General features: G+C 68.2%; 18 protein-coding genes. 6 read left to right on the top strand and 12 right to left on the bottom strand.

Translation table 11 applies throughout. The features are described 5' to 3' along the window. Positions 1-17: 17 nt before the first annotated feature. The 4 genes from LC068_RS01250 to dusB all read right to left on the bottom strand — a co-directional run bounded on the left by LC068_RS01250 (position 18) and on the right by dusB (position 5,643). The gene (locus tag LC068_RS01250) at positions 18-881 is read right to left on the bottom strand and encodes a D-amino-acid transaminase (RefSeq protein WP_226633847.1); all 864 of its coding nucleotides are present in this window, start codon (positions 879-881) and stop codon (positions 18-20) included. After that, positions 881-2,293, bottom strand: a complete 1,413-nt coding sequence (gene ntrX, locus LC068_RS01245; protein ID WP_226633845.1) for a nitrogen assimilation response regulator NtrX — start codon at positions 2,291-2,293, stop codon at positions 881-883. The genes LC068_RS01250 and ntrX overlap by 1 nt, the downstream gene beginning before the upstream one ends. A 9-nt stretch (positions 2,294-2,302) precedes the next feature. Beyond that, entirely contained in the window at positions 2,303-4,564 is a 2,262-nt protein-coding gene (locus LC068_RS01240; protein WP_226633843.1) for a sensor histidine kinase NtrY-like, read from the bottom strand. An 86-nt stretch (positions 4,565-4,650) separates the two neighbouring features. Then, on the bottom strand, positions 4,651-5,643 hold the full coding sequence (dusB, locus tag LC068_RS01235; RefSeq protein ID WP_226633841.1) for a tRNA dihydrouridine synthase DusB: 993 nt from the start codon (positions 5,641-5,643) through the stop codon (positions 4,651-4,653). A gap of 64 nt (positions 5,644-5,707) precedes the next feature. Between dusB and LC068_RS01230 the strand changes: the two genes are divergently transcribed. Beyond that, on the top strand, positions 5,708-6,898 hold the full coding sequence (locus LC068_RS01230) for a bifunctional 2-C-methyl-D-erythritol 4-phosphate cytidylyltransferase/2-C-methyl-D-erythritol 2,4-cyclodiphosphate synthase (RefSeq protein WP_226633839.1): 1,191 nt from the start codon (positions 5,708-5,710) through the stop codon (positions 6,896-6,898). Here the strand turns inward: LC068_RS01230 and LC068_RS01225 are convergent. Further along, positions 6,843-9,128 carry a spermidine synthase gene (locus LC068_RS01225; RefSeq protein WP_226633836.1) on the bottom strand — a complete coding sequence of 762 codons (2,286 nt, stop codon included), beginning with the start codon at positions 9,126-9,128 and terminating at the stop codon, positions 6,843-6,845. The two genes, LC068_RS01230 and LC068_RS01225, sit on opposite strands and share 56 nt — an antisense overlap. Positions 9,129-9,220: 92 nt before the next feature. Here LC068_RS01225 and LC068_RS01220 point away from each other — a divergent pair, with 92 nt between their 5' ends. Together LC068_RS01220 and LC068_RS01215 are read left to right on the top strand one after the other, a co-directional pair. Next, positions 9,221-9,709, top strand: a complete 489-nt coding sequence (locus LC068_RS01220) for a CinA family protein (protein WP_226633834.1) — start codon at positions 9,221-9,223, stop codon at positions 9,707-9,709. Between the two features lie 32 nt (positions 9,710-9,741). Continuing rightward, positions 9,742-9,939: a sulfurtransferase TusA family protein gene (locus LC068_RS01215; RefSeq protein WP_319002469.1), complete on the top strand. Its 198-nt coding sequence runs from the start codon at positions 9,742-9,744 to the stop codon at positions 9,937-9,939. Here LC068_RS01215 and LC068_RS01210 read toward each other — a convergent pair. After that, positions 9,905-10,855, bottom strand: a complete 951-nt coding sequence (locus tag LC068_RS01210) for a YihY/virulence factor BrkB family protein (RefSeq protein WP_226633830.1) — start codon at positions 10,853-10,855, stop codon at positions 9,905-9,907. The genes LC068_RS01215 and LC068_RS01210 overlap by 35 nt on opposite strands. Positions 10,856-11,042: 187 nt before the next feature. On the opposite strand from LC068_RS01210, the gene LC068_RS01205 reads away from it, so the two are divergent. After that, on the top strand, positions 11,043-12,371 hold the full coding sequence (locus LC068_RS01205; protein ID WP_226633829.1) for a diguanylate cyclase domain-containing protein: 1,329 nt from the start codon (positions 11,043-11,045) through the stop codon (positions 12,369-12,371). A 17-nt stretch (positions 12,372-12,388) separates the two neighbouring features. On the opposite strand, the gene mfd is transcribed toward LC068_RS01205, so the two are convergent. After that, positions 12,389-15,835 carry a transcription-repair coupling factor gene (mfd, locus tag LC068_RS01200; RefSeq protein ID WP_226633828.1) on the bottom strand — a complete coding sequence of 1,149 codons (3,447 nt, stop codon included), beginning with the start codon at positions 15,833-15,835 and terminating at the stop codon, positions 12,389-12,391. Next, positions 15,835-16,143, bottom strand: coding sequence for a succinate dehydrogenase assembly factor 2 (locus tag LC068_RS01195; protein ID WP_226633827.1), 309 nt, complete (start codon positions 16,141-16,143; stop codon positions 15,835-15,837). Before LC068_RS01195 ends, mfd begins: the two co-directional genes overlap by 1 nt. Positions 16,144-16,238: 95 nt before the next feature. Between LC068_RS01195 and recG the strand changes: the two genes are divergently transcribed. Then, positions 16,239-18,326, top strand: a complete 2,088-nt coding sequence (gene recG / locus LC068_RS01190; protein ID WP_226633826.1) for an ATP-dependent DNA helicase RecG — start codon at positions 16,239-16,241, stop codon at positions 18,324-18,326. Here recG and LC068_RS01185 read toward each other — a convergent pair. From LC068_RS01185 to kdsA, 4 genes are read right to left on the bottom strand one after another with little or no spacing between them, the layout of a single operon-like run. Beyond that, the gene (locus tag LC068_RS01185; RefSeq protein ID WP_226633825.1) at positions 18,272-19,444 is read right to left on the bottom strand and encodes a DUF3089 domain-containing protein; all 1,173 of its coding nucleotides are present in this window, start codon (positions 19,442-19,444) and stop codon (positions 18,272-18,274) included. The genes recG and LC068_RS01185 overlap by 55 nt on opposite strands. Next, a complete protein-coding gene (rfaD, locus tag LC068_RS01180) occupies positions 19,441-20,430 on the bottom strand; it encodes an ADP-glyceromanno-heptose 6-epimerase (protein ID WP_226635418.1) in 990 nt (329 codons plus the stop codon). The genes LC068_RS01185 and rfaD overlap by 4 nt, the downstream gene beginning before the upstream one ends. Before the next feature lie 8 nt (positions 20,431-20,438). Continuing rightward, positions 20,439-21,887, bottom strand: a complete 1,449-nt coding sequence (gene rfaE2 / locus LC068_RS01175; protein ID WP_226633824.1) for a D-glycero-beta-D-manno-heptose 1-phosphate adenylyltransferase — start codon at positions 21,885-21,887, stop codon at positions 20,439-20,441. Between the two features lie 48 nt (positions 21,888-21,935). After that, on the bottom strand, positions 21,936-22,802 hold the full coding sequence (gene kdsA / locus LC068_RS01170) for a 3-deoxy-8-phosphooctulonate synthase (protein ID WP_226633822.1): 867 nt from the start codon (positions 22,800-22,802) through the stop codon (positions 21,936-21,938). A gap of 127 nt (positions 22,803-22,929) precedes the next feature. Here kdsA and LC068_RS01165 point away from each other — a divergent pair, with 127 nt between their 5' ends. Next, positions 22,930-24,375: a cryptochrome/photolyase family protein gene (locus tag LC068_RS01165; RefSeq protein ID WP_226633820.1), complete on the top strand. Its 1,446-nt coding sequence runs from the start codon at positions 22,930-22,932 to the stop codon at positions 24,373-24,375. Positions 24,376-24,390 lie beyond the last annotated feature (15 nt).

Here is a 24,390-nt window from a genome sequence, read left to right as displayed (position 1 = left end):
CGGCGGTTATCGGCCGGTCAGACCGCGCCGTCGCGGGCGGCGTCGAGATAGGCTTGGCGGAGGCGGCGGGTGATGGGGCCGGGCTTGCCAGTGCCGATCTTTACGCCGTCGATCGAGATGGCGGGCAGCACGAAGGCGCCGGCGGCGGTAAAGAACGCCTCCTGCGCCGCCTTGGCCTCCTCGACGGTGAAGGCGCGTTCCTCGAACGGGATGCCTTCGGCCTTGATGATCTCCATCAGGGTCGAGCGGGTACAGCCGCGCAGGATGTTGGCCTGGGTGTCGCGGGTCCGCAGCACGCCGTTCGCATCGATAATCCAGGCATTGGTCGAGGTGCCCTCGGTCACCAGCCCCAGTTCGTCGACAAGCCAGCTTTCATAGGCGCCGACTTCGCGCGCGGCCTGCTTGGCCAACACATTGGGCAGCAGGCCGACCGTCTTGATGTCGCATCGGCCCCATCGCATGTCGGGCCGGGTGACGACCGCCACGCCCTTCTTCGCCTGGGCCTCGGCCTTGGCCTGATCGACGCGGCGCGAAGTGACGACCACGCTGGGCGCTGTGTCGGCTGGCGGAAAGGGGTGGTCCCGTCGGGCGGTGCCGCGGGTGATCTGCAGATAGACGATGCCGTTGTCGACGCGGTTCCGGCGAATGGTCTCCCTGAGCACGATGGTCAGGGCATTGGGGCTCATCGGCATGCGGATACGCAGTTCCGACAGGCTGCGCTGCAGTCGGGCCATATGGCCGTCGAAGTCGGCCAGTCGACCGTCGAAAACGGACCAGACCTCATAGACGCCGTCGGCGAACTGGAAGCCCCGGTCCTCGATGTGGACGACGGCCCCTCCGTGGGGGCTGTAGACCCCGTTGACGTAGGCAATGCGGGACATCAGGCCTCGTCACCCTCCCCTTCGTCATCGCCGCCGCGGGCGGGCGAAACACCCAGCGACTTCAGCTTGCGGTGCAGGGCCGAGCGTTCCATGCCAATGAAGCCTGCGGTGCGCGAGATATTGCCGCCGAAGCGCATGATCTGGGCCGACAGATATTCGCGCTCGAACACCTCGCGCGCCTCGCGCAGCGGCAGGGCGATGATGCGCTCATTGCCCATCGACAGGGTGCCGTTATCGGCGGGCCCATCCTGGGGCAGCATGTCGGCGGTGATCGGCTCGGACGGGTCGCCGGTGGCCAGGATCAGCAGCCGCTCGATGTTGTTGCGCAGCTGGCGGACGTTGCCGGGCCAGGGATTGACCTGCATCACGGCCACGGCGTCCTCGCCGATCCGCCGACGGGGCAGGCCCTGGGACACACAGATGGTCTCGGTGAAGTGCTCGATCATTTCGGCAATATCCTCGCGCCGTTCCGACAGCGGCGGAACGCGGATGGGCACCACGGCCAGGCGGTGAAACAGGTCCTCACGGAAGCGGCCCTCGTCGATCTCCTGCTTCAGGTCACGGGAGGATGAGGTGATGACCCGCACATCGACCTGGACGTCCTGCTCACCGCCCACCCGACGGAAGCGCTGTTCCACCAGCACGCGCAGGATGCGGCTCTGGCTTTCGCGGGGCATGTCGGCCACCTCGTCGAGATAGAGGGTGCCGTTGTGGGCGCGTTCGAACACGCCGATCTTGCTGGGGCGACCGTCCACCCCCTCCTCGCCGAACAGCTCAATGTCGAGACGCTCGGGCGTCATGCCGGCGGCGGCGATGGCCACGAACTCGGACCGGGCGCGCGGGCTGGCCTCGTGAATCTGACGGGCGACCAGTTCCTTGCCCGATCCGGGCGGGCCCGAGATCAGCACGCGGCTGTTGGCCGGGGCGACCTTCGAGATGGTGCTGCGCAGGGTGGCGGCCGCCGCCGACTTGCCGATGATCCCGGTCGGGGTCATGGCCTGGGCGCGCAGCTGGCGGTTTTCCCGCTTCAGGGCCGCAGCTTCCAGCGCCCGCTGGATGACCACCACCAGACGGTCCGACTTGAACGGCTTTTCGATGAAGTCATAGGCGCCGCGCTGGAGGGCGCTGACGGCGGTCTCGATATTGCCGTGGCCGGAAATCATCACGACCGGCAGGTCCGGGTCGATGGTCCGGATGATGTCGAGCAACTCCAGCCCGTCCATGCCCCCGCCCTGCATCCAGATATCGAGCAGGGCCAGCGACGGCTTGCGCGCCCGGATGGCGGCGAGCGCCTCATCCGAGTTGGAGGCGGTACGGATCGAATGCCCCTCGTCTTCCAGCAGGCCGGCGACCAGGTCGCGGATGTCGGCCTCGTCGTCGACGACCAGAATGTCGGCTCCGTTGCTTTTCATGGCTTCTCTCTATTCAGCCGCCGGGGCGGTGGAGGTGGAGGGTGTGGCAGGCGCGGACCCCGTCAGGGAGGGCGCCTTGAGCGGGAACACCAGGCAGACCCGGGCGCCCTTGAGGGCTTCGGCATCGGCCAGCTTCAGTTCGCCGCCGTGGTCTTCACAGATGCGGCGCACGATCGCGAGGCCGAGGCCAGTGCCCTTCTCGCGCGTGGTGACATAGGGCTCGGTCAGGCGGTCGCGGTCCTTTTCCGGCAGGCCGACGCCGTCGTCCTCGATGATGAAGGTGACTGTGCCGTCGTCGACCTCCATGCGGGCCAGGATGGCGGGACTGTTGCCGTCCTCTCCGGTCAGGGCCCGACGCGCGACGACCGATTCCCCGGCGTTCTTCAGGATGTTGGTCAGGGCCTGACCGACCATGCGACCGTCGCATTGCAGGGTGTAGCGCGGCAGGCCCTTTTGCAGCTCGATCTCCACATCGGGCACGGCCACCCGCTGGGCGAAGACAGCCTGACGCAACAGTTCGGCGGGGTTCTCTGGCGCAAATCGGGGCGCCGGCATGCGCGCGAACGACGAGAACTCATCCACCATGCGGCCGATGTCGCCCACCTGCCGGATGATGGTCTCGGTGCAGCGGTCGAAGGTTTCCACATCGTCCGAGATGCGGGGCCGGTATTTGCGGCGCAGGCGTTCGGCCGACAGCTGGATCGGGGTCAGCGGATTCTTGATCTCATGGGCGATGCGGCGCGCCACGTCGCGCCAGGCCGCATTGCGCTGGGCCGTCACCAGACGCGTGATGTCGTCGAAGGTCAGCACCATTTCGCCGCCCAGACCGCCTTCGATCCGGACGCGCAGGCGCCGGGTCTCGCCGTCGCGGGTGACGTCGATGTCCTCTTCGATATGGGCTTCGGCCCGCTTGAGCAGTTCGCTGAGCTCGGGCGAAAAGGCCGCCAGTTCCTGACCGGTCAGGTCATCGTCGGGCAGGCCCAGCAGTTCGACCGCGCTGGCATTGATCGCCGACACCCGGCCCTTGCGGTCCAGACCGATTACCCCGGCACTGACGCCCGACAGCACGGTTTCAATGAAGCGACTGCGGCCCTGGGCGTCCTCACTGGCGGCTTTCAGGGCCTCCTGTTGTGCCTGAAGATCACCCGTCATGCGGTTGAAGGCATTGGACAAGGCAGCGATTTCATGGGGTTCCTTGTCGACCTGGACGCGGGCCGAGAGGTCGCCGCTCGCCACCTGGTCGGCGGCCTGGGCCAGGCGCCCGATCGGCACCGAAATGGCGCTGGCCGCCGACATGCCCAGCCACACCGCTCCGACCAGCACCAGCAAGGCGGTCTCCAGATAGCTGAGAGCAAAGGCTGCCTGGATGCGGGCGCGGCTTTCCTTGGCTTCGCGGTAGGCCTGGATCGACTGCTCGCTGTTGCGCATCTGGGCGATCAGCCCGGGCTGCAGCGGCCGCACCGCATACAGGAAGGCATCGCCATATCCCGACAGCGGATAGAGGGTGCGGATGGTGTCGGGGTTCTCGGTGACCCCGCTGGGCGCGATCTCGCCCTGGGCGGCCATCTCAAGATCGCCGCGCGGGGGCCCGACGTATAGGGGCGCCCCCGGCAGCTCGCCGCTGGCCAGCACCTGTCCCTCGCCATCGAGGATGTAGAGGGCGGGGTAGCCAAAGATGTCGGCCGTCTGGGCCAGCAGGCCCGAGAAGCGAATCCGGCTGCTGCGGAAGTCGGCGCGCGCTTCTGGCGCCGTCAGCTCATTCGCGATGGTGGCGAGGTCGGATTCCAGCTCGAGGCTGACGTCGCGGACATAGGCCCGGCCGATGTCGGCCCCGTTCTCGACGGCCTCGCTGACGTTGACGCTGAACCACTGGTCCACGCCCCGGTTGACCAGCACGCCGAACACCAGGGCGATCAGGATGGCGGGCACCACGGCCACCAGTGAGAACAGGGTCACAAACCGTAGGTGCAGGCGCGCGCCCGCCTGCTGGCGATTTCTGATCAGGTCCAGCACCTGAACACCGACCCCCGAGGCCAGTGTCAGGATCAGCACCAGATTGCCGAGCAGGATGTAGAGGACGGCGCGGCTGGCGGCAGCGCGGGCGCCCCCTTCACCCCCGGCCTCGGGCGCGATGGCCACCAGCCAGATGGCCGCGACGGTGATGATGAAGGCCAGGGCATAGGCCACGCCGAAGACCGGGCGACCGGCCGGTGTGGCGATTCCGGCGCGCAGGGCGCCGATCGCCGCGTCGAGCGGGCGGCTTCTGGGCATCGGGTCTGCGATAACAGGGCCGGTCATGCGTGCGGCACCATCCGACACCTGTGGCCGATGATCAACAGGTTAGTTGCGGAATTACGTCACCGATCCAGCCAGAGGTCCGACAGCGCCGCAGCCACGGCGTCCGGGTCATCCAGCCGGCACAGGCGCGCCTTGGCAGCCCGCCGATCGGTAGCCTCCTCCGGCCAGGGTGCGTTTTCGATGTACCAGCCCAGATGCTTGCGGAACATCTTGAGCCCCAGCGGATAGCCGTAGAAGTCCAGCGACGCGCGCATGTGCCGGATGACGAGGGCCAGCCGCTCCGCCCGATCCGGCGCCTCTGGACCTGTCCCGCCGTCCAGCCCCGCCTGAAGCCGGGCCGCCAGCCAGGGCCGGCCATAGACACCCCGCCCCAGCATCAAGGCGTCTGCCCCGGATCGGGTCAGGGCCTCGCGGGCATCGTCCAGCGTGACCACATCGCCATTGACGATCACGGGGATGGACACTGCCGCCTTGACGTCCCCCACAGCCTGCCAGTCAGCCTGACCGGTATAGAACTGCTTGCGGGTCCGGCCGTGGACCGTCACCGCCTTCACGCCGATCCGCTCGGCCCGCGCGGCCAGATCCGGAGCGTTCAGGGACGTCTCGTCCCAGCCCAGCCGCATCTTGACGGTCACCGGCCGGCTCACGGCCCCGACCACGGCCTCCATGATCCGGCAGGCAAGGTCCGGCACCCGCATCAGGGCCGAGCCGGACGCGGCCCCCGTCACCTCCTTGGCCGGGCACCCGAAGTTGAGGTCGATGATGTCGGCGCCGGCGCGCTCGGCCATTCGCGCGCCTTCGGCCATGGCCTCCGGGTCGCGCCCGACCAGCTGGATGACGGTGAGCGGCAGCCCCTCTCCCACTGCGGCGCGCCGCACCACGTCGGGGCGTCCGCGGGCCAGCTCGGCAGAGGCCACCATCTCCGTCGCCACATAGGGCGCGCCGAGCTCAGAGGCGAGCTGGCGGAACGGCAGGTCGGTGACGCCGGTCATCGGCGCCATCAGGACCCGGCCGGGCACGGTCACATCGCCGATGACGAGGGAGGAACGCATCGGCCCCTATCTTCGCCCCTGCCCCCTCTCGTCAAGGGCGCGGCCGCCGCCTAGAAGACGGGGCATGAAGTTTCAGGCCGTCGTTGTCGCCGCGGGCTCGGGCTCCCGGGCAGGTGTGGAAAAGCCTTGGGTCGCTCTTGGCGGCATGCCCGTGGTGCGATGGTCGGTCGACGCCCTCCTGAAGGCCGGGGCCAGCGAGGTCATCGTCGTGGCCGCGGCGGACCGACTGGCCGAGGGGCCGCCGGCGCTCTCAGGCCTCGAGGGATGGCGGATGGTCGAGGGCGGCCAGACGCGCGCCGAGTCGGTCGCGCGGGGCCTGAAGGCCCTGGACGGACCCGCCGACCAGGCCGTCCTGATCCATGATGCAGCGCGCCCCTTTCTCGAGCGGGCTGTGATTGACCGCCTGCTTACCGCGCTGGAGACGTCCGACGGCGCCGTCCCGGCCTTGCCCGCCGTCGACAGCCTGAGACGCGGCACAGACTCAGCGCTGGGTGACAGCGTGGACCGCGACGGACTCTATCGCGCCCAGACCCCGCAGGCCTTCCGTCGTGCCAAAGTCGTTGACGCACTCGCCGGCTGGTCCGGCGCAGCCCCGCCCACCGACGAGGCCGAGGCGGTGCGCGCGGCCGGAGGGCGGGTCGTCCTGGTGCCCGGCGATCCGCGCCTGTTCAAACTGACCTATCCGGAGGACTTCATCATGGCCGAGGCGCTGGCGAGGGGGCTGCAGGCGCCGATGGTGACCCGTGTGGGACAGGGGTTCGACGTTCACCGCTGGGGGCCGGGCGCCTCGGTCTGGCTGTGCGGGGTCGAGCTTCCCCATGACCAGACCCTGATCGGTCATTCCGATGCCGACGCAGGCCTGCATGCCCTGACCGACGCCATTCTGGGCGCCATGGGCGACGGTGATATCGGCGACCATTTCCCGCCCACCGATCCGAAGTGGAAGGGGGCCGCGTCCGACCAGTTCCTGATTCACGCCGTCGAGCGACTGACGGCCCGCGGGGGTGTTCTGGTGAACGTCGATGTGACGCTGATCTGCGAACAGCCGAAGATCAAACCGCATCGCGAGGCCATGCGCGCACGGCTGGCTGAGCTTTGCGGGCTGGATCGGGACGCCGTGAGTGTGAAGGCGACCACGACCGAGCAATTGGGCTTCACCGGCCGAAATGAGGGCCTCGCGGCCCAGGCGGTGGCCACGGTCACCCTGCCCGCCTGGGCGGGAAACTGTCGCGCATCAGGGCGCCCCACAGATTGACGTAATTGTCGGTCCAGGGCCTGACGTCGGTCTCGGCAATCGTTTTCCAGTCCGGGTCGGTGACGAAGTCGGCCAGCCCCTCTGGCGTTGCCGACAGGATCAGCACCTCGGTTGAGGCTTCGGACATATATGGCCGGTCTTCCCTCTGGGCATAGATGCGATGCCGTTCGGTCGCACCCAGCTGGCGGGCGGCGGCCACGGCCGGCAGGGTGATGTCGAGGTGCCGGTTGGACAGGTGTAGAACCACCACCCCGGTCGGACCAACAACACGCAAATAGTCTGCCAGGGCCTCGACCGTCAGCAGGTGGGCGGGAATGGCGTCGGAGGAGAAGGCGTCGACCACCAGTAGATCAAAGGCGCCGTCTGGCTGATCCGCGAGGGTCAGGCGCGCATCGCCCAGCACCGTCTCGACCGGACCGGAGGCGCAGTTGGAGATGAAGGTGAACCAGCGCGGATTTCGAGCCATCCGATCGACCATGGGGTCAATCTCGAAGAAGGTCAGAGTGTCGCCCGGTCGCTTGTAGGCGGCCATCGCGCCGGACCCCAGTCCGACCACCCCCATTCGCACGGCCGGGGCGCGCGACTGGACCACCCAGGTTGCCACGCCGATCGGCGTGTCACGGGCGTAGTAGAGGGTGGGATCACAGGCAAAGTCGGGGTTACGGGCCTGCGCGCCGTGTAGCGTCGTACCATGCTTCAGGACATGCACCGGCCCACCCATGCCGGGGTCCTCGATGCGGGCGACGCGCATCACGCCGAAGAAGCTGCGCTCGGTCAGGCTCCAGTCATAGCCCCGCGTGACGTGCTGGGCCGACAGGGTGATCGCCAGCAGGATGCCCGTAAAGACCAGGGCGCGATCCCGAACCATGAAGGCACAGATCGCCGCAGCCCCAAGGATGACCATGGCCTGTTGCAAGGTGGTGGTCTTTTCGAGCAGGGGCCACAGCGCGGGTATCGGCAGGATAAGGTCGTAGAGAATGTGCGGAAGGACAGCCAGGGCCAGTCCTCCCACAAGGAAATAGCCATGCCGGAGCGTCAGCGGCCCCCGCCATGGTCGGGCCAGTCCGACCGCGACCAGCACCAGCGGATATTCCCAGACCATGTTGAAGACCACGGGCGCGATCAGGGCATTGAAGGCACCGCCAACAAAGCCACCGACCGAAAGCAGCAGGAAGAACTCAGTCAGCCGGTCCGGCGGGGGGCGCCGGGCCGCCAGCAATTGATGGCACCACAGGGCGGTGAAGAAGAAGGCGCCCAGATTGACGATCAGCAGGAAGATCCAGTTGGAGTTGCGGAACGCGACCAGACTGACGGTCACGGCCAGCAGGGCGGACTGGACGATGAAGGTGACCGGCATCAGGATCCAGGGTCTGCTCTGGAAGGCGATCACAAACGTCAGCAGATAGAGGGCCAGCGGTATGACCCACAGGAAGGGCGCCGAGGCGACATCGGTCGCCAGATGGGCGGTTACGCCCAGCATCAGGCTGGACGGTGCGGCGGCCAGCAGCACCCACAGCCCGCGCTCGCGCCAGGGGATGGGCGGACTGGCCGGGAGCGGAGCAGGCTCTCTCCGGGTCGCGACCCGCGCCTGCCATATGGTCAGGCCAAGGGCGAGGATCAGCACCACAAATATCCCGTAGCCCGCGCTCCAGCCCCAGCGCTGCCCCGACAGCGAGGCCAGCGGCTCGATCAGGACCGGATAAGCCAGCAGCGCCAGAAAGCTGCCGAGGTTCGACGCAGCATAGAGGACATAGGGGTTCTGGCCGTCGGCATGCCCCGCCCTCACCCGGGCGTACCAGGCCTGCAGCAGGGGGGCCGTCGCCGACAGCACCGCGAAGGGCAGTCCGACCGACAGGGTCAGGGTCGCCAGCAGCCAGCCGATCGGGGCAGCCGGGTCGGGATCGCCCAGCAACCCGTTGACCCGCAGGGGCAGGAAGGTCGCCGCCACGACCAGCAGGGCGACATGCACCCCGACCTGCAGCTTCAGCGACGACAGCCGCTGCAGCAGGTGGGCGTAGGCATATCCCGCCAGCAGGCCGGTCTGGAAGAAGACCATGGCCGTGTTCCAGACCGAGGGCGATCCGCCGAGCACCGGCAGCACCAGTTTGGTGATCATCGGCTGGACCGAGAACACCAGCATGGCCGAGGTGAAGATGGCGAGAGCGAAGATCAGGGGCGTCGTGCGCTCGCGGTCCCAGCGAGCACCGAAGGTCAGGCTGTGTTCACTCATGCCGGCTCCGGACTGGATCGATGCATCGACAGACGGGCGTCTCCACGTCACCCTGCGCCCAGCGTAAGCCTGACTCGTCCGAGCCCATAGAGATGTTTCCACCCGACCTTCTGTCCCTCGCCGAGGACGTGGTCGCCCGTGCCCGGGCACGCGGCGTCATGATTGCTACGGCCGAAAGCTGCACCGGGGGACTGGTCGCGGCCGCCCTCACCTCGGTGGCCGGATCATCCGCCGTTCTGGAGCAGGGCGTGGTGACCTATTCCAATGCCGCCAAGACGCGTCTGCTGGACGTTCCGTCAGCCTTGCTGGAGGCCCACGGCGCCGTCTCGCGCCCTGTCGCCGAGTCGATGGCTGCTGGCGCCCGCAGTCGCGCAGGCGTGGATGTCGCTGTGTCGGTCACCGGCATCGCCGGGCCGGGCGGAGGATCGGCGGACAAGCCCGTTGGACTGGTCCATTTTGGTCTGGCCGGACTCGAGGGCGTGCGACATGTCGAGCGGCACTTTGCCGAGCCGGACCGCCAGGCCATCCGGATGGCGGCGACGCGTCAGGCGCTCGAAATGCTTCTGGACGCCCTGTCGTGAAGATCGTTGACGCGCGCGGTCACCGATGCCCGGTGCCGAGCCTCCGCCTGGCCAGAGCGCTCGAGGCGGCCCGTCCGGGCGACACGATCCGGTTGCTGGCCACGGATCCGATGGCCCGCATCGACGTGCCCCACATGCTGGCCGACGGCCCGCACCGGGTCCTGACCGTTCAGAACGTCGAGGGCGGCCTCGAGATTACTGTTGAGACCGGCGCCGCGCCGTCAGGCTGACGACCTTGGGCGTCTGGGTCAGCGCCTCTTCCGCCTCGACGATCAGGGCCTCGTCGCGGGCGCGCTTGTCGTTTTCCATCTCGGTGGCGAAGGCGCCGCCATAGAAGATGGCGTTCACGTTCCACGACAGCCAGATCAGCAGCACCACGACCGCGCCGACCGAGCCATAGGTGGCGCCCAGCACGGCGATCTGCTCGACATAGATGGCGCACAGCCAGGACGAGATCATGGACAGCAGGGTGGCGATCACCCCGCCCGTGATGGCCGGGCGCCAGGCCACGCGCGACTTGTGCGACATGGCATAGCGGTAGAGCAGGGTCAGACCGAACGACAGGCCGATGGCGGGCAACAGCACATCCATCGGCATATATCCGCCCGTGACCTCCTCACCCGTTCCAACGGCATCGGCGTGGGACATCAGGCGCGCGGTGACCACGGCACCCGACACGACGGTGAACAGGCCGAAGGCGAACAAGGCCACGAAGAAGGCCAGCAGGTTGAACTTGAGGAAGCCATGCGGCTCGGCCTCATCATGGATCAGGTTTAGACCGGCCAGCAGGGCCTTGAACCCGCGGTGCGCGGCATAGGCACCGATGACAAGGGCGAAGGCGCTCTGGGTCGAGACCGTACGGGCCGAGGCGTTGGTCAGGCGGGTGATTTCCTCAAGGAAGATGGCCCGCGCGGCCGTGGGCATGACGTCGGCAAGGGCCGTGGCCTGGGCGCTGACCTCGCTGATCGACAGACCCACCTTGTACAGGCCGATCAGAATCGCCACCGCCGGAAACACGGCCAGCAGGGCGAAGAAGGAGACGCCGCCCGTGTAGAGCATGACGTCACGACCCCAGCTGCGGGCAAAGGCACGGCCTGACAATCGAAGCCAGAAGCCTGCCCGGCTCCAGGGAGTGTCCGTTTTCAAGATCAATCTCTCGGCGACCCGCTCAGCGGCAATCCGGCGCGAAACTAGACTTTTTTGTGACTTTGCAAACCCTCTTAGCCCAGGAGGTCTTGGAACCGGTTGCGAGAGCGGCGGGGGGCTGTCTATGGTCGCGCCCTGTCGGGCTGCGCTCCGGGGCAGGATTCGGGGCTGAAGGGGGCGAACCGTCTTGGATTTCGATCCGCGTATTCTGGTCGTTGCCGGGGACGATTCCGAGGCTGACGCCCTGTGCCGACTTCTGGACAGCGAAGGCTGGACCACAGTCACCGCCTCCACGCCCGAAGCGGCCGAAATCGTGCTGGAAGACTTTCCGATCGAAGCGGCTATCCTGCTGGGCGGTGACGGCGACGTCGCTGCGGTCGCGACGCGACTGAAGGACCTTGCTTCGCCCCGCTATCTGGCGGTCATCGCCCTGATGACGCGGGCCGCCAGTGCAGCCGAGGTAGAGGCGGTGGATCTGGCCATGACCGCGCCGGCGCACCCCGTGCAGCTGCGCATCCGTCTGGAACAGCTGGTCCGCGCGGCCCTGGCCGAAGAAGAGCTCAATCTGCGAATCGAGACCTTCCGCCAGAATGGCCAGCCCATTGATGTCCCGCCCGTCGAGGCCCCGGTCCGGATCCTGGCGGCCGGCAAGCCCGACCGGCGCTTTCTCGCCCTGTCCAATGCCCTGACCGAAGATGGCGCCGAGGTGGTGGCGGCCCCCACGCCCTACACAGCCTTCGACTATCTGCACGAAAGCCCGTTCGACGCGGCCGTCCTGTGGGGCGCCGAGGATCAGGCCCCGGCCCTGTCCATCGCGTCGGGAATGAAAAGAAACACAAGGCTCTATCACATCCCGGTGATGCTTTACCTGAGCCGCGGAGCCGAGATCGACGCCGCCGATCTTTACGGCCGCGGTTTTGCCGACGTGGCCGCGGCGGACACCGAGGAGCACGAGACCGCCCGCCGCCTGCTGGCCATGGCGCGCTTCCATCGCCGGCAGATCGGCGTGCGGCGCGCGCTGGATTCGGTGCGCGGGTCCGGGCTGACCGATCCGGACACTGGCCTGTTCACCCGGGACCTGTTCGCCCAGCATCTCGGCCGGGTGAGCGAGGCCGCTCGCGAGCGCCGACGTCCCCTGTCGGTCTGTGTGCTGAAGGTATCGATGACGCCGGCGGTCGAGGAGGCCCGCAGGGACGGCTGGCTGTCCCGTGCCCTCCCCCAGATCGGAACCATGGTCTCGCGACTGATCCGGACTGAGGACACGGCAGCCCGCCTGTCGAGCGAGGTCTTCGCGCTGGCCCTGCCCGGTACGACCGAAGCCCACGCCCGCATCGCCGCCCAGCGGATCGTGGCCGTGATCGGCTGCACCGCCTTTGAGGCCGGCCCCGGGCGTTCGCCCTTCGTGGTCGACTTCGAACTGGGCGTGGCGGAGCAGCAGCCGGGCGAAGCGCCCGCCCGTGCGCTGGAACGCGCTTCGGCGGCACTCGCGTCAGAGAGCGCGCGGGCCGCCAGCTAAAGCCTGACTCTCCGAGCCTAGTTTTCCAGCGCCGCCACCGTGGCCAGCGAGTCGGTGATCCGTTCGGCGGCCTTCAGGCGCGCCTCGGCATCGGCCCATTCGCCCATGACCACGATCTTCTGGTCCGGCCGCAGCTTCCACACCCCGGTGTTCTTCTGGATCAGGCCGACCAGTCCAAGCGGGTTGGGGAAGGCATTATTGCGTAGCGTCAGCACCGCACCCTTGGGTCCCATGTCGATCCGCTCGATCTGCGCCTTGCGGCACGAGGCCTTGATCCCGACGATGCGCAGCAACTGCCGCGCCTCGTCCGGAAGCGGGCCGAACCGGTCGATCAATTCCGCGGCCAGGGCCTCGCGATCCTCGCCGCGCTCGGCATCCGACAGACGCCGATAGAGGCTGAGACGAAGGTTCAGGTCCGGCACGTAACTTTCGGGAATCAGGACGGCGGCACCCACATTGATCGTGGGAGACCACTCGCGATCCCGCGCGTCGCCGCCCTGCTCGCGCAGTTCGGCCACGGCGTCTTCCAGCATCTGCTGGTACAGTTCGACCCCGACCTCGCGGATGTGGCCCGACTGTTCGTCGCCCAGCAGATTGCCGCCGCCGCGCTGGTCCAGATCGTGGCTGGCCAGTTGGAAGCCCGCGCCCAGATTGTCCAGCGACTGCAGCACCTGCAGGCGACGCTCGGCCGACAGGCTGAGCGGCCGGTTGGGATCTGTCGTCAGATAGGCAAAGGCGCGCGCCTTGGACCGGCCGATCCGCCCACGAATCTGGTGCAGTTGAGCCAGTCCGAACATGTCCGCCCGGTGCACGATCAGGGTGTTGGCCGTCGGGATATCCAGCCCGCTCTCGACGATGGTGGTCGACAGCAGCACGTCATACTCGCCCTCATAGAAGGCGCTCATGACCGCCTCGAGCTGGGTCGGAGACATCTGTCCATGGCCGACGACGGCCTTCACCTCGGGCACCTGCTCGCGCAGGAACTGCTCGATGTCGGGCAGGTCCACCAGCCGCGGCGCGACGTAATAGGCCTGACCGCCCCGGTACTTCTCGCGCAGCAGGGCCTCACGCACCATGACCGGATCCCAGGGCGCGACATAGGTGCGGACGGCCAGACGGTCGACCGGCGGCGTCGCGATGATCGACATCTCTCGGATGCCGGACAGGGCCATCTGCAAGGTGCGCGGAATGGGCGTCGCGGTCAGCGTCAGCAGGTGCACATCGGCCCGCAGGCTCTTGAGCTTCTCCTTGTGCTTGACGCCGAAATGCTGCTCCTCGTCGACGATCACCAGGCCGAGGTCCTTGAAGCCGACCTGTTCCGACAGCACCGCATGGGTCCCGACCACGATCTCGAAAGTACCGTCCTTCAGGCCGGCGCGGGTCTCGGAGGCGTCCTTGGCTGTCACCATACGCGACAGGTGGCGCACCGTGATCGGCCAGCTGGCGAATCGCTCGCTGAAGGTCTTGAAGTGTTGCCGGGCCAGAAGCGTCGTCGGGCAGACGACCGCCACCTGCTGGCCGGTCATGGCGACCACAAAGGCGGCCCGCAGCGCCACCTCGGTCTTGCCGAAGCCCACGTCGCCACAGATCAGCCGATCCATGGGCGTGCCCTTGGCCAGATCGGACAGGACGTCGCCGATAGCGTTCAGCTGGTCGTCGGTTTCCTCATAGGGGAAGCGGGCACAGAATTCGTCGAACAGGCCCTGCGGCGGGGTGACCACATCGCTCTCGCGCAGCGCCCGCTTGGCCGCCAGGGCGATGAGGCCCTCGGCCATCTCGCGCAGGCGCGCCTTGGCCTTGGCCTTGCGGCCCTGCCAGCCTGCTCCGCCCAGCCGGTCCAGCTGCACACCCTCGGCCTCGGCCCCGTAGCGGGTCAGCAGGTCGATGTTCTCGACCGGCAAATACAGTTTCGCGTCGCCGGCATAGGCCAGCTCGAGGCAGTCGTGGGGGGCGTCCTGGATGTCGAGCGTGCGCAGACCCTCGTAGCGGCCGATGCCATGGTCCAGGTGGACCACCAGGTCACCCGTGGTAAGCGCCGACGCCTCTGCGAGGAAGTTGGAGGCCCGCCGCTTGCGCCGGGGCCGGGCCAGCCGGTCCCCCAGAATGTCGGTCTCGGTGATGACCACCAGATCATCGGTCTCGAACCCGGTTTCGACGGGCAGGATGGCGCGCAGATAGAGGGCGTCGGTGGCCGCCTGCACATCGGCCCAGTCGCGCACGGGGACGACCGGATTCAGTCCGTGATCCGACAGCATGGACGCCAGGCGTTCCGAAGACCCCTCGGTCCAGGACGCGAACAGCACCTTGCGCCCGGCTTCCCGCCGGCTGCGGGCATAGGCGGCGACGGCCTCGAACAGATTGACACTGTCCTGCGCGCGCTCCGCAGCGAAGGACCGGCCCAGCCGCCCGCCAGCGTCCTCTCCCGGCCCGGTCAGCGGACTGAGCTGGACGACAGCGCGATCCGCCAGTGACGCGGTCCAGTCGCCGGGCGACAGATACAGGGCCTCGGGCGGCAGGGCGCGTCCGCTCTGGGCGCTGCGGCCGGCCGCGCTCTGGGCCGCCTCGCGCCGCGCATCAAAGGCATCGACCGTCAGGTCCCAGCGTTCGCCCCGGGCCTGATCGGCCTGGCTGTCCAGATAGATGACCGCATCGCCGGGCAGGTAGTCGAACAGGGTCTCCAGCCGCGGGTAGAGCAGCGGCAGCCAGTGCTCCAGTCCCTGACGGCGGGCCCCCTCGCTGACGGCAGCATAGAGGGGATCGTCCCCCGCCGTGCCGAAGCGCTCCAGATAGCCGGTGCGAAAGCGCGAAATGGCCTCGGCATTCAGCAGGGCCTCGGACACCGGCGCCAGCTGCACGGAGGTCAGCTGGCCGGTCGACCGCTGCGAGGCCGGGTCAAAGGTCCGGATCGACTCCAGTTCCTGCCCGAACATGTCGAGGCGCACGGGTTCGTCAAAGCCGGGCGGATAGACGTCGATCACGCCGCCGCGCACCGCATACTCGCCCCGCTCCGAAACGGTCGAGGCGCGCACATAGCCGTTGGTCGCGAAATAGGCCTCGAGTGCGGCCGTATCGAGCTCGCGGCCGACATGGGTCTCGAAGCCGGCGCTGGCGGTCACATCGCGCGGCGGAGTGCGCTGCAGCGCCGCCGCGACCGTGGCCACGATCAGGCGCGGTCGATCGGGCGCGCCGCCCTGGGCCAGCGTGCTGAGGGCCGCCATGCGCTGCGCCGACACCGACGACGAGGGGCTCAGCCGGTCATAGGGCAGACAGTCCCACGCCGGATAGTTGAGGATCTCGATCCCGTCCGCGAAAAAGCCGATCGCGTCGATGAACCGGGCGGCCCGTGAGGCATCGCGCGCCACGAACAGCGCCGTCCGGCCGGGCGCCAGCCGCTCGGCAATCCGGAGCGCGTCGAGGCCTTCCGGGGCGCCGGTCAGGGGAGTGTGGGCGGACGACTGCCCCATCAGCCGATTCCCCGCGCGACCTCGGCCGAGACGGAGTCGGCGACGAACCGGCGGATGCGCTCCATCAGCGGCCCCTCCCACTCGGGGGGCGTCGGCGTCGAGCCCTTGATCCAGCCGTAGAGCGCGTGGTCATCCTCATCCAGAAGGGCCTCGAACTGCGTCAGTTCCGCCCCGTCCAGCGTGGGCGCGATCTGGTCCGAGAACGGGCCGAGGATCATGTCGGCCTCGCGAAAGCCCCGGCGCCAGGCGCGAAAGCGGATCCGGTTCAGCCGGGTGGTCAGTTCGGCACGTGCGATGTCTTCGGCCACAAGAATTCTTGCCCGGTCAAAAGGAGTGGAGCCGTGTCAGATAGCGGTCGTCTGTCCATTTCGCCACCCGTCGCGGCCCGCTATCGTGACGCACCATGCGGCCCGAGATTCTGTTCCCCCTGTTCGTGCCCGTCGAAAGCCTGAAGGGCGTGGGCCCCCGGCTGGCCCCGGCCGTCCATCGTCTGGCCGGGCCACTGGTGCGTGACCTGCTGTTCCTCGCGCCCTCGGGCCTGATCCGGCGCCGCGAGATGACGGCCCTGACCGCAGTCGAGGGGGAGATCGGCATCTTCGATCTGGTCATGGGCGGCCTGACCAAGCCGGGGCGCCCCGGCCTGCCGTTCAAGGTGCGGACCAATGACGAGAGCGGCTTTCTCACCCTGATCTGGTTCGGCGGATCGGAGGCCTGGATCCGGCGCCAGTGCCCCGAGGGCGAGCGCAGGATCGTCAGCGGCAAGGTCGAGAAATTCAATGACCTGGTGCAGATACCTCACCCCGACTATGTGCTCGCTCCGGACAAGCGGGACGAGATCGTGCCCATCGAGCCGGTCTATCCGGCCACCCAGGGCCTGAGCTCGCGACAGGTCCGCCGACTGGTGCTCACGGCGCTGGAGGGCCTGCCCGATCTGCCTGAATGGCAGGATCCGGCCTGGCTGGGCAAACAGGCCTGGCCCTCGTGGTCAGAGGCGATGACGGTCCTGCATGCGCCCGGGGGCGAGCACGATCTTGATCCGCAAGCCCCGGCCCGCGCGCGATTGGCCTTCGACGAAGTGCTCGCCCACCAGCTGGCGCTGGTCCGGCGCCGGCGCACGCGGCAAGCGGTCCGCGCGCCCCGTATTGCCCCCGGACAAGCGGCTGAACGCCTGCTCTCTGCCCTGCCCTTCACTCTGACCGGTGCCCAGCAGCGCGCCGTTGCCGACATCCGGCGCGATCTTGCCAACGGCGAACAGATGGCGCGCCTGCTGCAGGGCGATGTCGGATCGGGCAAGACGGCGGTGGCGGCCCTCGCCCTCGCGGATGCGGTCGACAGCGGCTTCCAGGCGGCCCTGATGGCCCCGACCGACATTCTGGCGCGTCAGCACCACGAGCGGCTGACACCTCTGTTCGCCGAGGCGGGCATCCAGTGTGCCCTGCTGACCGGTCGCGATCCGGCCAGCGTGAGGCGCCCCGTGCTGGAGGGGCTCGCCGGTGGCCGCCTCCCGGTCGTGATCGGTACCCACGCCCTGTTCCAGGACAGCGTGGCCTTCCATCGCCTGGGGCTGGCGGTGATCGACGAACAGCACCGGTTCGGGGTGCGCGAGCGCCAGCGCCTGCTGGACAAGGGCGGACCCGATGGGGGCGTACACCTGCTGACCATGTCGGCCACGCCGATCCCCCGCACCCTGGAACTGACCCAGTATGGCGAGCTGGATGTGTCCCGGCTCGATGAAAAGCCGCCCGGCCGCCGGCCGATCCGCACCGCCGTCCTGCCGCTGGACCGTCTGGCCGAGGTCGCCACTCGGCTGAAAGCCGCCATCGAGGCCGGGGCGCAGGCCTACTGGATCTGTCCCCTGATCGAGGAGTCCGAGACCGTCGATCTGGCCGCGGCCGAGAAGCGGGCCCGCGACCTGTCCCGGCTCATGGGCCGCCCGGTCGGACTGATGCACGGACGGATGCCGGGGCCGGAGCGCGAAACCGTCATGCAGTCCTTTCTGGACGGCCATACGCCGCTGCTGGTGGCGACCACGGTCGTCGAGGTGGGCGTGGATGTACCCAACGCCACCCTGATGGTCATTGAGCACGCCGAGCGCTTTGGCCTCGCCCAGCTGCACCAGCTGCGCGGTCGGATCGGTCGCTCGGACAAGCCCAGCGCCTGCACCCTGCTCTATGCTTCTTCGGACACGGGTCTCGGCAAGACAGCCGTCGAGCGGCTGGACATCCTGCGCCAGACCGAGGACGGGTTCGAGATCGCCGAGGCCGACTTCCGCATCCGCGGCGGCGGCGATCCGCTGGGGCTGAAGCAGAGCGGCTTTCCCGCCTACCGCTTTGCCGACCCCACCGCCCACGCCAGCCTTATCCGCGCCGCGGCCGATGACGCCCGCCTGATCCTGGGCCGCGACCCGGCGCTGACGTCAGAGCGCGGTCGGGCGGTTCAGGTGCTCGAGGCGCTGTTCGACTGGCGCGCCTCGCGCCCCTCGGGCGACTGATCGGGCGCACTGCCCTGCCCATTCAGGCGCAGCCACAGGGCCAGGCGCTCCTGAACATCGTGTTCAATATCACCATAGAACAGATTGTAAGGACGAGATTTTCGCCGATCCGACCAGTTGCCGGACTCGCGGAAGGACTCCATGGACGGCTCGCTGTGCCGCAGCAGGCCGTCGCGGCATTCGGTCTCGACCGTCCGGGCGATCAAGGCCGGGCGGGCGCCCCATTCCAGGCCGGTGGCATTGGTGGCGCCTCGGTGCAGGCGCGCGGGCACCTCGGCCTCGTCTGTCGAGCCGGTGACCGGATTGACGCACAGGGCGTCCCGGTCGCCCAGATCTGCCAGTCGCCCCCGGACGTCCCAGACCAGCGCCCGTCGCAGCCGCCGTCGGGCCGCGCCATCGTTGTCCTGCCCGACCGGCGAGAAGGCGACGACACAGCCGACCTGGTCCCGGCTCTGGCAGGGCAGCAGCGAGGGCGTCTCGGGCGCTTTCGCGACCACAGCATCCATGATGTAGACCGCGACGACGCGGCGCCGCAGGGCGGGGTTACCGACGATGCGCTCGCGCACCAGGCGGTCGGCCAGCTCCCCCCCCTGCTCCAGCCCGGCGATGACGATAGGACCCGTCGGATGCTGTGCCAGGAACACATCAAAGGCGGCGTCGATATCCCTCCAGGCAAAGGCCCGGGCCTCACGTGCGTCATCGCGGAGGGTCAGCCGGGTGTAGAGGCTGCCCTGCCGGTATCGGGGAATACTCAGCCGACCCGCCCGTGCGAAAGGGCCCGCATAGTTCGGGATAACCACGCGAAACAGCCAGTCGTCGGCATCCGCCTCGCCGATCGGGCCATTCCACTCGCGCCCTCCGTCATAGGTGGTCGAATGGATGAAGAATACGGCGGCCGGGCCCGAGTCCTCGATGCCAACATCCTGCATCGCCCAGGCCGAGGCCTGCCCATAGTCGGGCGCCGGCGGCGGATCATAGGTCTGGAACGGTACCTCGGGGTCCATGCCGGCCTGCAGGATGTCTCCCCGCCAGACGGCAGCGGCAGCCACGATCAGGAACACCAGGGCAAAGCCGGCATAGCCGAGCAGGGACCGGAAGCTGATCGCGCGACGGCTCATCGCCAGGGGTCGTCCGTCGCCAGATACGACTGGACGTAGCGACGTACGCCTTCTTCCAGCGGCGTCGACTGCCCGTCAAAGCCGAGCTCGCGAACCCGGTCCATGCGGGCCTGGGTGAAATACTGGTACCGGTCCCGGATCACCTCTGGCATGTCGACATAGGTGATCTGCGGCTCCTTGCCGACCGCAGCGAACGTCGCCCGCGCCAGGTCGGCGAACGAGCGGGCCTGACCCGATCCGGCGTTGAAGATGCCCGAAACCTCATCGCTGCCCAGCAGCCAGTCGACCACATCGACCACATCATCGACGAACACGAAGTCGCGCAGCTGTCCCCCGTCCGCATAGTTCGGGTGATGCGAGCGGAACAGCTGGATCGGCTCTCCAGCCTGCACCTTGGGCCAGATCTGGGCCACGACCGACTTCATCCCGCCCTTGTGGTACTCGTTCGGACCATAGACGTTGAAGAATTTCAGCCCCGCCCATTGCTCGGGCGAATGGCCCCGCGCGGCCTGCCGGGTTGCATACAGGTCAAAAAGATATTTCGAATAACCGTAGGCATTTAGGGGGCGAAGCTTCTGCAGCGACTCAAAGTCATCGTCATCATCGAAGCCCAGCTTGCCGTCGCCGTAGGTCGCCGCTGACGAGGCGTAGACCAGCCGCACGCCCTTGCGACAGCACCAGTCCCACAGGTCGCGCGACAGGGCGAAATTGGTCTTCAGGATCAGGTCGGCATCAGGCTCGGTCGTGGACGAGATAGCCCCCATGTGCACCACGGCCTCGATGCTGTCGGCATGGGCTTCCAGCCGGTCAAACATCTGCTCCGGCCACCAGAAGTCGGCAATCGGGTGCTTGGCCAGGTTCTTCCACTTGGCGAGGTCCGCTTCTTCGATGCGGTCGCATACGACCACATCGTACCGGTCTTCCGCGCACAGGCGGGCCACGATGTTGGAGCCGATGAAACCGGCCCCGCCGGTCACCACGATCATGCGGCGCATCACTGGCCCTCGCCCTTTGACAGTTTCTTGATCGTCGCCGTGGTGGAATGTCCGGGCGAGAACTCCGCCAGACGGACCTCGCCGCCCCAGGACTCGACCTCGGCCGCCCCGACCACGGTGTCACGCGTATAGTCCGCGCCCTTGATCAGCACATCGGGGCGCAGGGCCTTGATCAGATCCAGCGGCGTCTCGGTATCGAAGGCCGTGACGCGGTCCACGCTGGCCAGCCCGCCGATCACCGCCGCGCGGCTGTCCAGATCATTGACCGGGCGTCCTTCACCCTTCAGCCGCCTGACCGAGGCGTCGGTGTTCAGCGCCACGATTAGCCGGTCGCACCAGGCCCGGGCCTGCGCCAGATACGCCACATGCCCCCGGTGCAGGATGTCGAAACAGCCATTGGTGAAGCCGACCTTCAGCCCGGCGGCTTTCCACAGTTCGACCTGGTCGGCCAGGGCCTCCACAGGCACGATCCGCCCGTGATCGATGTCCATGGCGCCGGTCAACTCGGCTTCCAGCAGCTCGGCCGGGGTGACCGTCGCCGTGCCGCTCTTTCCGACGACCACGCCCGACGCAAGGATGGCAAAGGCCGCCGCAGCCGACAGGTCATGGCCCGCCGCCAGCGCCAGCCCGAGCGCCGCCAGCCCGGTATCGCCGGCCCCCGAAACGTCGAACACTTCGCGGGCGCGGGCGGGAATGTGCTGCACCGACCCGCCCCGCCGCAGCAGGGACATGCCCTTGCCCGCGCGGGTGACGACCACGGCCCGGGCGGTCGTCTGCTCCAGCAGGACCGCCAGCGCGCGCTCGACCTCGGCATCCGTGTCGGTCGGCAGGCCGGTCGCGCCGGCCAGTTCGGCCGCGTTGGGCTTGATCAGGTCGACGGCACCATAGCGGGCGAAGTCGCGACCCTTGGGGTCGACGATCACCGGCACACCGGCGTCCTTGGCATGGGCCAGTGCCGCAGCGATCAGCGCATCGCTGACCACGCCCTTGGCATAGTCGGAGATCAGGATGGCGTGGGCGCCGTCAAACACCCCTTCGCCGACCCAGGCGGTATCGAGGGCCTCTTCCTCGTCAAGACGCAACAGCTGCTGTCCGGCGGCGACGTAGCGCGTCTTGACCACCGTCCGCGCCTTCGGGGCATAGAGGACGGCGTCGGTCAGACCGGGTTCTTCGGCCAGCAGGCCGGCCAGCACCCGGCCCTCGCCATCATACCCCGCAACGGAGCCGAGGGTGACGCGCGCGCCCAGCGAAGCCAGGTTGCGGGCCACATTGCCCACGCCGCCCGGCATGGACACCGATCGGCGTGTGCGCAGCACCGGCACCGGCGCCTCGGGCGAGATCCGGCTGACCTCGCCATAGACGAACCGGTCCAGCATGATGTCCCCCACGCAGGCGAGGGTCAGGGACGGCGCCCGGGCAAGCAGGCTTTGAAGACCGGCGAGGTTCATGGTCTGGAGCTATCCCACAGCACCGGGCACGTCCAGTCGTCGACCGGCTCAGGCCCCGCCCTTGATGCCTTGGGCGATGACCAGATCGTCGAAGGCGATCAGCTGGGCGGCCAGCGCCTCGAACTGGTCGAGCGGCACCATATTGGGTCCGTCCGACGGAGCGTTGTCGGGGTCCTGGTGGGTTTCCATGAAGACGGCATCCACACCGACCGACACGGCCGCCCGGCCGAGGACCGGCACGAATTCGCGCTGCCCGCCCGAGGACGTCCCCTGCCCGCCCGGCTGCTGCACACTGTGGGTGGCGTCGAACACGACCGGACAGCCGATCTCGCGCAGCGTCGGCAGGGCCCGCATGTCGGAGACCAGGGTGTTGTAACCGAAGCTGGCGCCGCGCTCGCAGGCCATGACATTCGGATTGCCCGCCCCCGTGACCTTGGCGATCACATTTTTCATGTCCCAGGGCGCCAGGAACTGCCCCTTCTTGATGTTGATCGCCTTGCCCGTCGCGGCGGCCGCCAGCAGCAGGTCCGTCTGCCGGCACAGGAAGGCCGGGATCTGCAGGACATCGACGGCCTGGGCCGCCTCGGTGCACTGGGCCTCGGAATGGACATCGGTCAGCACCGGCAGGCCGATGGTCTCGCGAATCTCGGCAAAGATCGGCAGCGAGTCCGCCAGACCCAGCCCGCGCGCGGCGCTGGCCGAGGTCCGGTTGGCCTTGTCGAAACTGGTCTTGTAGATGATGCCGACATTCAGCCGCTCGCCGATCTCGGCGAGGGCCCCGGCCATTTCGAGGGCATGCTGGCGGCTCTCCAGCTGACAGGGGCCGGCGATGAAGACGATCCGCCGCCCCCCGCCGATGGTGACCGGGCGCTTCAGCCCGTCCTTGATTTCGATGACGCTGTTCGGACGGCTCACTTTATTCGATTTCCCGAGACTGTATTTGGGGCACCAGACGGGGCCATTGGCGTTGGCCCTGCACCGGGCTTGAGGCCATGTGGGGGCAATGCGTGCTGAATAACAGGTTTTTCCCGGAGGTGCGCGCGTGAGTGACGATCCGTCGCCCGTCGTCGTCTGGTTTCGGCGCGATCTCAGACTGCGCGACAACCCGGCCCTGCGCGAGGCTGTCGAGAGCGGCTGCCCCGTGGTGCCCCTCTACATCCTCGATGAGGCAGCCGACGGCCGGCCACGGGGTGGGGCTTCCAAATGGTGGCTGGAAAAAAGCCTTAAGGCGCTCGGCGAGGATTTGAAACAGGCCGGGGCGCCCCTGGTCCTCCGCCGGGGCCCTGCCGAGGCCGTGCTCCGCGACGTGCTCGAGGAGGCCGGCGCTCGCCGGGTCTTCATGAACCGTCGATTCGAACCTGCGGCCTTCGAGGCCGACAAGGACATCGCCCACGCGCTGGAGGCCGACGACATCCAGTGCCGCGGCTTCAACGCCTCGCTGCTGGCCCGGCCGGGCTCGATCACCACCCAGTCCGGCGGACCGTACAAGGTCTTCACCCCCTTCTATCGCGCCCTGGTCGAGCAACTCGGTGACCCGATCGAGCGCCCGGCTCCGCGGGAGATCCGGGGCTCCAGCGGTGTCGACTCCGAGGCGCTGGAAGACTGGTGCCTGTATGACGGCCGTCCGGACTGGGCCGCCGGATTCGATGAGGATGCAGTCGGCGAGGCGGCAGCAGCCCGGCGCCTGCGCGACTTTATCGACAAGGACCTCAAGGACTACGGCACCTGCCGCGACCGCCCGGGGGTTGCTGGCACCAGCCGACTGTCCTCCGCGCTCCACTGGGGCGAGATCAGTCCCTGGCGAGTGTGGATCGAGGTCCGCTCGGCGGTGTCGGACGGCAAGGTCACCGACGGTCAGGCCGAGTCCTTCCTGCGCGAGATCGGCTGGCGCGAATTCTCCGCCCATCTGCTGCACCAGTTCCCCACGCTGCCGGAGGCGAACTTCCAGGACAAGTTCGACGACTTTCCGTGGGCGACGAACGACAAGGCGCTGGAGGCCTGGCAGAAGGGCCTGACCGGCTATCCCATGGTCGACGCCGGCATGCGCGAGCTTTGGGCCACCGGCTGGATGCACAACCGCGTGCGGATGGTCGTCGCCTCCTTCCTCGTCAAACACCTGCGCATCGACTGGCGCGAGGGCGAGGCCTGGTTCTGGGACACCCTTGTCGACGCTGATCTGGCCAGCAATTCGCAAAATTGGCAGTGGGTTGCCGGATCCGGGGCCGATGCCGCTCCGTATTTCCGCATATTCAATCCGGTGTCCCAGGGCACCAAGTTCGATGCGGAGGGACGCTATGTTCGCAAATGGGTGCCGGAACTGGCCCGAATGCCCGACCGCTGGCTGCATAACCCGTGGGACGCCCCGCCGGCGGTCCGCGCCGATGCCGGGGTCCAGCTGGGCCGGAACTATCCCCGCCCCATCGTCGACCACGCCGAGGCGCGCGACGCTGCGCTCGAGGCCTTCAAGAGTCTGGGCAAGGAGTCGTAGAATGCCGGCCTTCGC

Origin of the sequence: Brevundimonas poindexterae, from assembly GCF_020524625.1 — a bacterium.
GTDB lineage: Bacteria > Pseudomonadota > Alphaproteobacteria > Caulobacterales > Caulobacteraceae > Brevundimonas > Brevundimonas poindexterae_A.
The sequence above is the reverse complement of the archived record's forward strand: the minus strand, read 5'-3'. Positions and strand labels throughout refer to the sequence as shown.

Coding starts and splice junctions, on each gene's coding strand:
- rfaD (WP_226635418.1), bottom strand. CDS start 20,430: ATGATCGTGGTGACCGGCGGGGCCGGTTTCATCGGCTCCAACATCGTG.
- LC068_RS01185 (WP_226633825.1), bottom strand. CDS start 19,444: ATGAGCCGTCGCGCGATCAGCTTCCGGTCCCTGCTCGGCTATGCCGGC.
- rfaE2 (WP_226633824.1), bottom strand. CDS start 21,887: ATGAACCTCGCCGGTCTTCAAAGCCTGCTTGCCCGGGCGCCGTCCCTG.
- LC068_RS01240 (WP_226633843.1), bottom strand. CDS start 4,564: ATGCCCAGAAGCCGCCCGCTCGACGCGGCGATCGGCGCCCTGCGCGCC.
- dusB (WP_226633841.1), bottom strand. CDS start 5,643: ATGCGTTCCTCCCTCGTCATCGGCGATGTGACCGTGCCCGGCCGGGTC.
- LC068_RS01220 (WP_226633834.1), top strand. CDS start 9,221: ATGTTTCCACCCGACCTTCTGTCCCTCGCCGAGGACGTGGTCGCCCGT.
- recG (WP_226633826.1), top strand. CDS start 16,239: ATGCGGCCCGAGATTCTGTTCCCCCTGTTCGTGCCCGTCGAAAGCCTG.
- LC068_RS01230 (WP_226633839.1), top strand. CDS start 5,708: ATGAAGTTTCAGGCCGTCGTTGTCGCCGCGGGCTCGGGCTCCCGGGCA.
- mfd (WP_226633828.1), bottom strand. CDS start 15,835: ATGGGGCAGTCGTCCGCCCACACTCCCCTGACCGGCGCCCCGGAAGGC.
- LC068_RS01225 (WP_226633836.1), bottom strand. CDS start 9,128: ATGAGTGAACACAGCCTGACCTTCGGTGCTCGCTGGGACCGCGAGCGC.
- ntrX (WP_226633845.1), bottom strand. CDS start 2,293: ATGAAAAGCAACGGAGCCGACATTCTGGTCGTCGACGACGAGGCCGAC.
- LC068_RS01250 (WP_226633847.1), bottom strand. CDS start 881: ATGTCCCGCATTGCCTACGTCAACGGGGTCTACAGCCCCCACGGAGGG.